The sequence below is a fragment of the Gloeomargarita sp. SKYB120 genome (assembly GCA_025062155.1).
GTDB lineage: Bacteria > Cyanobacteriota > Cyanobacteriia > Gloeomargaritales > Gloeomargaritaceae > Gloeomargarita.
This window is the reverse complement of the sequence record JANXAM010000040.1, coordinates 6,317-17,891: the sequence shown is the minus strand read 5'-3', so window position 1 is coordinate 17,891 and position 11,575 is coordinate 6,317. Positions and strand designations below refer to the sequence as shown.

9 protein-coding genes and 1 pseudogene are annotated in these 11,575 nt (G+C 60.4%); 5 read left to right on the top strand and 5 right to left on the bottom strand.

Annotated features, from left to right (window positions below; genetic code table 11):
* The first annotated feature begins 673 nt into the window (after positions 1-673).
* A complete protein-coding gene (gene trpA / locus NZ705_11255; GenBank protein ID MCS7293524.1) occupies positions 674-1,468 on the top strand; it encodes a tryptophan synthase subunit alpha in 795 nt (264 codons plus the stop codon).
* On the opposite strand, the gene NZ705_11250 is transcribed toward trpA, so the two are convergent.
* Positions 1,432-2,550 (bottom strand): glycosyltransferase family 4 protein, encoded by a 1,119-nt coding sequence (locus NZ705_11250; GenBank protein ID MCS7293523.1) that lies wholly within the window; start codon positions 2,548-2,550, stop codon positions 1,432-1,434. The two genes, trpA and NZ705_11250, sit on opposite strands and share 37 nt — an antisense overlap.
* A 37-nt stretch (positions 2,551-2,587) precedes the next feature.
* Here NZ705_11250 and cobN point away from each other — a divergent pair.
* Positions 2,588-4,738 (top strand): annotated as a pseudogene (gene cobN / locus NZ705_11245) (cobaltochelatase subunit CobN).
* Positions 4,739-4,754: 16 nt separating this feature from the next.
* On the opposite strand, the gene NZ705_11240 reads toward cobN, so the two are convergent.
* Genes NZ705_11240 through NZ705_11230 form a run of 3 tightly spaced genes read right to left on the bottom strand, consistent with a single transcriptional unit; the run spans position 4,755 to position 7,295 of the window.
* Positions 4,755-5,282, bottom strand: coding sequence for a YIP1 family protein (locus tag NZ705_11240; GenBank protein ID MCS7293522.1), 528 nt, complete (start codon positions 5,280-5,282; stop codon positions 4,755-4,757).
* Between the two features lie 3 nt (positions 5,283-5,285).
* Positions 5,286-6,239: a signal peptide peptidase SppA gene (gene sppA / locus NZ705_11235; GenBank protein ID MCS7293521.1), complete on the bottom strand. Its 954-nt coding sequence runs from the start codon at positions 6,237-6,239 to the stop codon at positions 5,286-5,288.
* A 45-nt stretch (positions 6,240-6,284) separates the two neighbouring features.
* Positions 6,285-7,295 carry an aspartate-semialdehyde dehydrogenase gene (locus tag NZ705_11230; protein ID MCS7293520.1) on the bottom strand — a complete coding sequence of 337 codons (1,011 nt, stop codon included), beginning with the start codon at positions 7,293-7,295 and terminating at the stop codon, positions 6,285-6,287.
* A gap of 56 nt (positions 7,296-7,351) precedes the next feature.
* On the opposite strand from NZ705_11230, the gene tig reads away from it, so the two are divergent.
* The 3 genes from tig to clpX are packed head-to-tail and all read left to right on the top strand — an operon-like array spanning position 7,352 to position 10,754.
* Positions 7,352-8,740 carry a trigger factor gene (tig, locus tag NZ705_11225; GenBank protein ID MCS7293519.1) on the top strand — a complete coding sequence of 463 codons (1,389 nt, stop codon included), beginning with the start codon at positions 7,352-7,354 and terminating at the stop codon, positions 8,738-8,740.
* 35 nt (positions 8,741-8,775) lie between these two features.
* The gene (locus NZ705_11220) at positions 8,776-9,411 is read left to right on the top strand and encodes an ATP-dependent Clp protease proteolytic subunit (protein ID MCS7293518.1); all 636 of its coding nucleotides are present in this window, start codon (positions 8,776-8,778) and stop codon (positions 9,409-9,411) included.
* A 29-nt stretch (positions 9,412-9,440) separates the two neighbouring features.
* Positions 9,441-10,754: an ATP-dependent protease ATP-binding subunit ClpX gene (clpX, locus tag NZ705_11215; protein ID MCS7293517.1), complete on the top strand. Its 1,314-nt coding sequence runs from the start codon at positions 9,441-9,443 to the stop codon at positions 10,752-10,754.
* Here the strand turns inward: clpX and NZ705_11210 are convergent.
* Positions 10,751-11,575: PEP-utilizing enzyme (locus NZ705_11210; GenBank protein MCS7293516.1), on the bottom strand; the 825-nt coding region annotated here is incomplete at its 5' end. The genes clpX and NZ705_11210 overlap by 4 nt on opposite strands.

Sequence of the window (11,575 nt, the reverse complement as noted above, 5' to 3'; positions counted from 1 at the left end):
TCCATTATGGATACGACCGTACTTCACAATCTTTTGAGACTGGCAACGGGGGCAAGTAACTGTACTCATGGTTTCACCCAAATCCGACTACACCTATTTTAACCATTACAAGAACAGGACTACCGGAGTACAGCAAGATCAAGTGCGGTCAACTCGAAGTACAGTTACAGGAAAGCAATCCGAGTCATATCGTTGTACAAATACCTGGTCAGCCCCCACAGTCTAAATTTCCCGACATCTATGCCCCTGTGACGGTGAAGCCAAAGGGTAATCACCTGGGTTTAGGCTGCAAGTTTTCTTTAGTGATTTCCAACCAAGCAGTTGGCAGAAAGGGTTATCTCTTCGTCAAGATTCCTAAAAATTTTCCCATGTCACATTCCCATCCCCACCAAGACTGGCAAAACCCCCTGGCCATTTCCAATACCAGCCAAAATGAGCAGAACTTTGTGGCTCAATTCATTCATATTCACTAAAAACTACCGACCACTAGGTTTTGCTCTCAAAGTCACTTTTGACCAACCGTCACTGGGCTGGGGCGGTTATTTCTCAATCCCCCTGACTGCCTTGGAAGGAAGTTTGCCGCTGCCTATAGGCTCGTGCCCTCAAATTAGCATGACCGGCCAATCTTTCCCCTATAATGAACCTTTGACTTTTGGGCCTCCCCATCGCAGTGATGTCCCTGGCCGTTTCTGAGCAATTTCAACGTCTGAAACAGGAATCCCGTTGCGCCCTGATTCCCTTTTTGACCGCCGGCGACCCGGATTTGGCAACTACTGCTCAGGCGCTCCGGTTGCTCGACCAGGCCGGTGCGGATTTGATCGAGTTAGGCGTGCCCTACAGCGACCCCCTGGCTGACGGACCGGTCATCCAGGCGGCAGCGACGCGCGCCCTCCGCAAAGGGACAACGCTGGAGCAGGTGCTAGAGGTCGTCCAATCTCTAGCTGGAACCCTGCGAGCGCCCCTCATTCTTTTTACTTACTACAACCCCATCCTGCACCGCGGTATCGAACGGTTTTTACAAGCGATTCAACGCGCTGGGGTGCGGGGTCTCGTGGTGCCGGATTTGCCCCTGGAGGAAGCACACGTGCTGCTGACGCCCGCGCCGGACTACGGGATTGAACTGACGCTGCTGGCAGCGCCCACAAGTTCCCCGGACCGTCTAGCGGCTATCGCTCGGCAATCCCAGGGATTTGTGTACCTGGTGAGTGTGACGGGCGTGACGGGGATGCGTCCGACAGTGTCCCACAAGATTCCCCATCTCCTGGCGCAACTGCACCAAATGACACAAAAGCCTATCGGCGTGGGCTTTGGCGTTTCCCGACCAGAACAGGCCCGCCAGCTCCGAGATTGGGGCGCGGATGCGGTCATCGTAGGGAGCGCGTTTGTGAAACGCCTGTTTGAGGAGGGACTCCCAGCAGTGCAAACGTTTTGTCAACAACTGCGCTGGGCGTTGGATAGCAGCCCTTGATAAACGGCTTCCGTGCGGTCGAGCATTTTTTCGACGCTAAATTCTTGCCGTAAACGCCGGTAACCTGCTTCCCCCAGCCGGCCGCGTAAATCGGGATTGACCAATAGGTGAATGACCGCTTGGGCTAGACGTTGAGGGTCGTTGGGGGGCACCAGCAAGCCGGTTTGCCCGTCAAGGACTATCTCAGGAATCGCGCTGACCCGCGTGGCCACAATCGCCCGCCGGGCCGCCATCGCCTCCAACAACACCAGCCCAAACCCTTCATGTAACGGCGTGTGCAAAAACAGGTCAAACCCAAACATCCAACGGGCTGCATCGGCGCGATACCCAAGGAAGTGGACGTAGGGGGCAATGCGCAGTCTCGCCGCTAGCGCGGTTAACTCCTGGCGTAAGGGGCCATCGCCGAGAATCACCAACCGCGCCTGGGGAACCACCTGCTGAATCCAGGGAAAAGCTTGCAGCGCCGTTGCATGGGACTTTTGGGGCACGAGCCGCCCCACCATGCCAATGACTAGCGCATCCGCTTCCCAAGGCCAGGGATAGGGTTCCGGGTCGGCGGGCGGAGGCTGATAACCATAGGGAATCACCGTAATCTTGTGGGCTGGCACCCGCTGGTACTTCATGTTGAACGCTTTCAGATGCTCGGAAATGGTGATCACATGGTCCATCCAGCGGGTGTTCCAGGCAATGAGCGGACGCATGGGCCAATACCGCCGGTAGGGATTGTCGTTGTGGCGCGTGCAGACCACTTTGACCTTGCCTGCCCACCGAGCCGCCAGCGCCCCGTACAGGTCGGCATAGAGCAAGTGCGTATGGACAATGTCATAGCGCCCCTGGCAGATGATCCGGCAAATTTTCGGCAAAACTTGGGGTTCGTACTCGCTATGCACTCGCTGGTCAATTACGGGAATGCCTTTAGCCAGCAGGGCTTGGGTCAAGGCACTGGGGACTTCGTGGGGTTTGGTCAGGGCCAGAAAGGTCACATCATACCCCCGCGCCTGGAGTCCCGGCAGCAGTTGCAACAGATGCTGCTCCGACCCGGCAATCGGACCCGCCCGTTGGATGTGCAAGATTTTAACCATCTATAATGCGCGGGGGAAGGGTCCTCCCTAGCGTATTATGCACCGGATTCCCACTCAACCTGGCTACTGGTCGCCGGAAGAGCCCCAGGAATTGCACCAGATGCCGGCGCCAATGGTCTTTTTGACGGCTGCCGATACGGACATTCAAACCCTGGCCCAGGCGGTGGCCCAACTGCCTGCGCATTTTCCAGCGGTTCGGGTGGCCAACTGGCGCCGGCATTTGAGCACGCCCTACAGCGTGGATGTGTACGTCGAGCAGGTCCTTGCCCACGCCCAGGTGGTGATTGTTCGGCTGCTGGGCGGAGTGGACTACTGGGCCTATGGGGTGGAGCGCCTTCAGGAATTGAACGCTCACCGATGGGTGTTGCCAGGGGATGACCAGGAGGATTGGCACATCTTTGAGCGCTCCAATGTTCCCTTGCCAGCGGTGCAAGTGCTCCACCGCTACCTGCGGTGTGGGGGCGTCCGCAACTATCGCCACGCCTTGGAATTCGTGGCGGCCTACAGCCTGGGTTGGCCCGGTCAACCGCCGCCGCCTGAGCCGGTGCCGGAATGGGGAGCCTATCACTGGGGAGGACCGCCTTTGCACCAAGCGCCAGGGGTGGGCGTTTTGTTCTATCGCGCCCATGTGCTGGCGGGGAATACCGCCGCTATTGACGCGTTTTGCTGTGCTCTTCAGGCAAGACAGTTGCAGCCCTGGCCATACTTTGTGCATACGTTGAGCCATCCCGACACCCGCCACGCCGTTGTCCAGTTCTACCAGGAGCATCCCATTGATGTGCTGTGTGTGACGACGGGGTTTGCTGTAGCTAGCTGGCAAGCGGATATCCCGGAGTTAGACCTGTGGGAAACCCTGAATGTCCCCGTGTTGCAGGTCGTGCTCTGCACTGACGAGCGCGAAGTGTGGTGGCAAGGAACGCGCGGTTTATCGCCCCGAGATTTGGCCATGCAGGTGGCGCTGCCGGAGGTGGATGGTCGCATCATCACCCGCGCCATCTCCTTCAAAACCCCCACTGAAGTGCATCCCCAACTGCAGGCGCCGCTTTGCCGTTACCAGCCCGACCCGGAGCGGGTGAATTTCCTGGCGGATATGGTGGCGTCCTGGGTGCGATTGCGCCGGACACCGGTTGCGGAAAAACGAATTGCTATCGTGTTAGCGAACTACCCCAACGAGGATGGCCGGGTTGCCAACGGCGTGGGCCTAGATACACCCGCCAGTTGCCTCCAGATTTGGCACGCCCTTAGAGCCGCCGGTTATCGGGTGGGCACCCCTTGCCGAAGCGGCGATGAACTCATCCATCGGCTGTTGTCCTACCGCACCAACGACCCCGAATCGAGTGGGCGACCCATCCAGGAAAGCGTCTCTCTGGACCGCTACCGGCAATGGCTGGCAACCCTGCCCCAATCCCAGGCGATTGTGGAGCGGTGGGGACCGCCGGAACGGGTGGCTGAGCAGGGGCGAATTCCGGTGTACGGGCTGCGTTGGGACAACTTATTCATCGGGATTCAACCCAGTCGCGGCTACGACCAAGACCCCCGCCTGAACTACCACTGTCCCGACCTGGAACCAACGCACCATTACCTGGCCTTTTACTACTGGTTGCGCTACGAATTTCAAGCCCATGCGGTGATTCACCTGGGCAAGCACGGCACGTTGGAATGGTTGCCCGGCAAAAGCGTGGCGCTGTCTAGCCATTGCTACCCAGAGATGGTGTTGGGGACGCTGCCGAATTTTTATCCCTTTATCGTCAACGACCCTGGCGAGGGCACCCAGGCCAAGCGCCGTAGCCATGCGGTGATCCTTGACCATCTGACGCCGCCTTTGACCCGCGCCGAGCTGTACGGGCCGTTGCTGAAGCTGGAGCAGCTAGTGGACGAGTACTACCAGGCGGAAGCCCTCGACCCGGACCGCTTGCCCCATTTGGCGCAGCAATTGCAACACCTGCTGCGCAGCGAACGCCTAGACCAGGAACTGCGGGTCAACTCTGAGGATATGGGGGAAACCCTCCGCCAACTGGACGCCTACCTGTGTGAGCTAAAGGAGGCGCAAATTCGCGGGGGATTGCACGTATTTGGCGTGTGCCCGGAAGGGGACCAACTGCGGGACCTGTTGATTGCCATCAGCCGCTACCCCACGCCTGGACGGTTGGGACTCACCCAGGCCATTGCCCGGGATTGGGGATACGATTGGGACCCTTTAGAACTCACATCCCCAGAAGCACCATCAGCGGCCAGAGAATCAAGCCTAACAACGCCAATTCCACCAGGACAATCGCGCCCCCAAAACACACCACCGCCCGCAGCCCCGGCAACTGATGCTCCCGGCCCACCGCACGCACCAGATTCACCACCACTCCCGCGTTGATCGCCAGAGAGAACAGCAACCCCAATGAGGGCGACAGGTTGAGTGCGCTATTGGCCGCACCTGTCAGCAGCAAAGGCCACAGGCTCTGGGCCACCGCGGCAAACGTATCCGCCACGGAACCGACGCCCCCCAACCACAGCGCCACCGTGTGCAAAGCCGCTGAGAGCCAGAACCAGCCTAGCGCCAGCCCCAACCCGAACAGGAAAAACCAGCCCAGCCAGTCCAGCGCCGTGCCGCCGAGAAAAGCCACAGCGTTGAGAGACAGCACCAGGCACACCAGCCCCAAGCTGGCCACCGCCACCGGCATGGTTGGGCGTCCCAACTCGGGCCGGAACCAACTATTGTACAGCGCCTCCAGCAGGGCCATCGCCTACTCCATCAACGCCAGCGGAATTTTATTCCACTCGGCCCAGCGCTGCCACGGCTCCTGGGGGAACCAGCGCAGCAGGGTCAGGCGGAACAGCTCCTGCAGCGACTCGCGCCAGTCGGGGGCCAGATAATTGCGAATCACGGGGTCTTTCAGGCCGGTGAGCTTTTTGACCTGCTCCACCGCGTCGTAGTAATTGCCCAAGGAGTCAATCAATTTAGCTTTCAAGGCAGCAGAACCGGTGAGAATCCGGCCATCCGCCACCGCAACCAGCTCTGCGCGGCTCAATTTCCCCTTGCGTCCCTCGAGGATGGCATTCAGGAACTGTTGATAGGCCTGGTTCACGTAGTCCTGCAGCAGGTCAATTTCGCCAGGCGTGGTGGGCCGCAGGGGTGAGCCAATGTCTTTGAATTTGCCGCTTTTGATGGTGACGGTTTGGATGCCGACTTTTTTGAGCAGATCCGCGAGATTTTGCACCTGGAGAATCACCCCAATGGAGCCGGTCACAGTGGCGGGATTGGCCACGATGTGATCCGCCGCCGCCGCCACGTAGTACCCCCCAGAGGCCGCCACATCGGCCATGCTGACCACAACCTTGAGGTCACCCTTTCGCCGCACCCGCATCAACTCCCGGTAAATCGCCTGGGACGCCGCCGCCGACCCGCCCGGGCTGTTGATGGTCACCAGCAGGGCTTTGACCTGGTCTCGTTCCGCCCGGCGGATTGCCCGCAGGATGGCCTGGGCGCTGACCGTCGCACCTCCACCCAGGGGACTGCTCTCGCCAGCAAAGGTAATCACCCCGTTGATGGGAATCAGGGCCACCTCCGCCGTGCGTGAAGTCATTTCCCAACTCGGCCCTAGGGCCGGGCGCGCTCCATTGCCCAACCAATTCCCCAGAGCCGCCACCACACAGACCAGAATCAGCACCAGCGCCAGCCACCGGTCCTGACGCCCCATGGCCAGGAAGTTCTCCGCAGCAAGTCCTGGCCTGATTGTAACCCGTTAGAGCCAGCCGTTTTGCAGCAACAGCTCAGCAATCTGCACAGCGTTTAGCGCCGCTCCCTTGCGGATTTGGTCCCCGCATAGCCACAGCTCCAGCCCGCAGGGGTGGGAAAGGTCCTGGCGCAGGCGCCCGACGAGTACTGCATCTTTGCCGGACGCTTCCAGCGGCATGGGGAAGTAGCCCCTGGACCAATCTTCAACCAGCTGCACCCCTGGACTCTGCCGCAAAATCTCACGGGCATGGGCCACGGGAAAAGGTTGCGCAAATTCCAAATTCACTGCTTCTGCATGGGCGCGCAACACCGGCACCCGCACGCAACTGGCAGTCAGGCGCAAGTCCGGGATGCCCAGAATCTTGCGGCTTTCGTGGAGCATTTTCATCTCCTCCTGGCAATAGCCTTGGTCGTTCCAAGCGCTGTTGTGGGGAAACAGATTGAACGCCAGGGGGTAGGGAAACACCGCCGTTGTCAGGGGTTCGTTCGCGAGAAACTGGCGGGTCTGTTGCAGCAGCTCCTGCATGGCCCGCGCGCCGGCGCCACTTGCCGATTGGTAGGTGGCCACTACCACCCGTTGCAAGGGCTGCACCCGGTGCAGGGGATAAATCGCCACGCACAGCAGGATCGTGGTGCAGTTGGGGTTGGCAATCAGCCCCCGGTGCTGGGCAAGGGCCTGGGGATTGACCTCCGGCACCACCAGCGGCACGTCCGCCTGCAGCCGGAACGCGCTGGAATTGTCAATCACGACTGCCCCTTTGGCAACCGCTAGGGGAGCCCACTCCCGGGACACTGCGGCCCCTGCCGAGGCCAGGAGAATGTCTAGCCCCGTCAATTCCGCCGCACTGACCGGGCGCACTGGCACCGGCTCGCCTTGAAAGGGCAACGTCTGACCCGCCGACCGAGGCGAGGCCAACAGTCGCAACTCGCTGACAGGAAACTGGCGCTCGGCCAGGAGTTGGCGCATTTCCGTCCCGACGGCGCCCGTCGCCCCCAAAATCCCCACGCGGTAACCCATCGTTTCGCCCGCTGACGATAACGCTAAGATACTATATGCCCTATGGAGTCGGTGCGATGAAAATTACCCAGGAGCCTTTGCCCAATAGTCAAATTGGTCTGCGGGTGGAAGTCCCTGCCGAAGAGGTGGCCAAACGCCATGAGACGGTCTTTCGGCGCATGTTAAGGGACGTGCGGTTACCAGGCTTCCGGCGGGGCAAAGTGCCGCCCCACATTCTGCGGCAATACTTGGGGGAGGCTTCGATTCACGCTTCGGTGGTGGAGGAGCTGATCCAGACGGCGATGCCCCAGGCGCTGCAAAACCTGGAGGTGCCGACCCTGGGCGAACCGGAATTGCGGGACCCGCTGGAAACCTTGGTGCAAAATTACCGGCCCGACCGGCCTTTCGTGTTTCAAATTGCTGTGGACGTCTGGCCGGAGGTGACCCTAGGGGACTACCAGCGCCTGAAGATTCAGGCGGAAAAATACGAGTTTGACCCGCAAGTGGTGGACCGCATCCTGGAACATCACCGGCGGCAACGGGCCACGTTGGTACCGGTGGAACGGCCTGCCCAAGTGGGAGACGTGGCGATTGTGGATATGCAAGCCTACCGGGCAACCGACCAGGGCCGGGGGGAGGCCGTCGGCGACTTGACCGCTCAGGATGTGGAGGTGCCCCTGGAACCCGAAGACAACCGCTTTTTCCCTGAAGTGGTCAACGGCCTGGTTGGGATGCAGGTGGGAGAGACCAAGGAACTCACCGTGACCACACCGGCGGATTTTTGGGAACCGGCCCTGGCTGGCCAAACCCTTATCGTGGACGTTACCCTCAAGGAACTGAAAGAACCGGAGTTGCCGGAGCTGGATGACCTGTTTGCCCAGGCCATCAGCGACTGCCAGACCCTGGAGGAATTGCGGAATTTCCTGGCGGAGCGGGAGCAGAAACGGGCGGAACAAAAGACCCAGCAGAGCATTGAGGCGCAGTTGCGGGAGGCCTTGGTGGCTATTACCACCACCGAATTGCCCCAGACCCTGGTGGAGCGTCACCTCAACGACCTGCTCCAGGACGTTGCCCAGGCGTTGATGCAGGGCGGGATGACCCCCGAACAGGTGCGGGCCGCCTTGACCTCAGACCAAGTGGAGAAGTTGGCAAACCAACTACGGCCCCTAGCCGAGAAAAAAACCAAACAGTTTTTGGCGCTAAAAGCTGTTGCCGAGCGGGAAAACCTGAACCCCACGCCGGAGGCACTCCAGGCTCGCATCCAGGAGCTGCGGCAGCGCTCGGAGGCGGTCCAGGGGTTGGACGAGACGCAACTGCGGCGGGTGGTGGAATCGGCCCTGCGGATGGAGATGGCTTTGCAGTGGCTTCAGGAACACGCCGAGATTACCTTTGTGCCGCCGGGAACCCTCGACCAGCCAGAACTGCCACTGGAGGCAACTGAATCGTCCCCGCCGAAGCAGGCTTGAGGCATAATGAAGACAAACAACATCGGCGGGTTTGTATGATTACCAGCTTGGCGAACGTGCCCCTGATTACCAGTCTCAAGGCGGAGTTGATTCAGGAAGCGCCCCCGCGCCCGGAAACTGGTTTTAACATCCAGGAGCGGTTGATGCAGGCGCGAATTCTGGTGTTGGGCAGCCAGGTGACCGACGCCGTGGCCAATCAACTGGTGGCGAGTATGCTGTATCTCGACGCCCAGGACCCGACCAAGGACATCAAGTTATTCATCAACTCGCCGGGGGGGTCGGTGACGGCGGGCATGGCGATTTATGATACGATGCAGCAGGTGCGGGCGGATGTCTCTACCATTTGTTTCGGTCTGGCCGCCAGTATGGGGGCGTTTCTGTTGGCGGCGGGTGCTCCCGGTAAACGCTTCTCCATGCCCAGCTCTCGGATCATGATCCACCAGCCTTTGGGGGGCGCGCAGGGGCAGGCGATTGACATTGAAATCCAGGCGCGGGAAATCCTGTACCACAAGCGCCGGCTCAACGAACTGCTTGCCCACCACACGGGTCAGCCTTTTGAGCGGATCGAGGCGGACACCGACCGGGACTTTTTCATGTCAGCCAGCGAAGCCCGCGACTACGGCCTGATTGACCACGTCCTCACCCGCGAAATGCTCTATTCCGCCGCCTGAGTGCGATGTCGTTGCAAAGGGGAGGGTCTATGTCCCGCTACGATGGTCACCTGAAATGTTCCTTCTGCGGCAAGTCCCAGGAGCAGGTGCGCAAGCTGATTGCCGGGCCAGGCGTCTATATCTGCGACGAGTGCGTGGAACTGTGCAACGAAATCCTGGAAGAAGAATTGTCAGATGCCCGCAGCATGGCGCCGGTGACCAAGCGCAAGGCCGTGCCCAGTCGTGCACCGTTGGTGAACAGCCGAGACCCGCTCCCCCGCCCCCAAGACATCAAACACTATCTCGACCAGCACGTGATTGGCCAGGAGGAGGCCAAAAAAATCCTGTCGGTGGCGGTCTATAACCACTACAAGCGGCTGCGAGCCGAGTCCCAGGGCAACGACGACGGCGTGGAACTCCAAAAATCCAACGTGTTGCTGATTGGCCCGACCGGTTGCGGAAAAACGCTCCTAGCCCAGACCCTGGCGAAACTCCTCGATGTGCCGTTTGCCGTGGCGGACGCCACCACCTTGACGGAGGCGGGTTACGTGGGCGAGGACGTGGAAAACATCCTGTTGCGCCTGTTGCAGGCGGCGGATATGGACGTGGAGCGGGCGCAGCAGGGGATTGTTTACATTGATGAAATTGACAAGATTGCCCGCAAGAGCGAGAACCCTTCGATTACCCGCGATGTCTCCGGCGAGGGGGTCCAGCAGGCGTTGTTGAAGATCTTGGAGGGAACGATTGCCAATGTGCCGCCGCAGGGGGGCCGCAAACACCCCTACCAGGAGTGCATTCAAATCAACACCAGCAACATCCTGTTTATCTGCGGCGGGGCCTTTGTGGGACTGGAGCGGGTGATTGAGCAGCGCCTCGGTCGGAAAACGATGGGGTTTTTGCTGGAGGAGTCCCCCACGCCCCTGCCTGCTAAGGGGCAACGCGCCTCCATCCTGCGGGAAGTGGAACCCGACGACCTGGTGAAGTTCGGCATGATTCCCGAGTTCACGGGCCGGATTCCGGTGATTGCGGTGTTGGACCCGTTAGACGAGGAGGCCTTGGCTGCCATCTTGACCCAGCCCCGCAACGCCCTGGTCAAGCAATACCAAAAACTCATGCGCATGGACAATATCGAGCTGGAATTTGAACCGGAGGCGTTGCAGGCGATTGCGCGGGAGGCCTACCGGCGCAAAACCGGCGCGCGGGCGTTGCGCAGCATTATTGAAGAACTCATGCTGGACGTGATGTACGAGTTGCCGTCGCGCCAGGATGTGGCCCATTGCCGGATTACGCGGGAGATGGTGGAAAAACGCTCCAGTGCGGCGGTGCTGCTGCATCCGACCGCTGCTCGCTCCCGTCCCGCTTAACCCATTTCCCCAATCCGCAGCGCACCGGCGTAGACCAACCCCCGCGGCACATCCAGGGTGACAATCGCCCCGTCCCGAATCAGTTGGGTGGCGTTTTTGATGCCCACAATGACGGGCACGCCCAGCCGCAATCCGATCACCGCCGCATGTCCCGTGAGACTTTCATCTTCGGTAATAATGCCGGCAGCGCGCCGCATCGGTTCGACCAGGGACGCATCGGTTTGATGAGCCACCAGGATTTCGCCGGTTTGAAAGTCCGTCAGCCGCTCGCGGGGGCGCAATACCCTGGCCCGGCCACTGACCAGCCCTTGCCCGACGCCAATGCCCTGAGCCAGTTGGGCGCTGACCATCCCCACCTTGATCAAATCCGTGGAACCTGGCACCCCCGGCAGTGTTCCCGCCGTCATTACCACTAGATCCCCTTCCTTGAGCCAGCCCCGCTCCTGGGCCATCGCCATCGCCACCTGGAACGTCTGACCAGCGGTGGGCAACTCCAGCACTAGCAAAGGCCGCACCCCCCACACCAACTGCAACTGACGGGCAACTTCGATATGGGGCGTCACGGCAATAATGGGCGTGCGGGGCCGGAATTTGGAGACGTTGCGCGCCGTGGCTCCCGTCTTGGTTAGGGTCAAAATCGCGCCGGCCGATAATTCACTGGCCACATCGCTCACGGCTTTGCTAATGGCATTGGCGATGGGTTGCCCCCCCGGTTGAAAGGGACGGGAATACACCCCCTGCATCCCCGGTTGCAGGCATTCCTGCTCCATGTGCCGGGCAATCTTATCCAGGGTTTGCACCGCCAGCACTGGATATTTCCC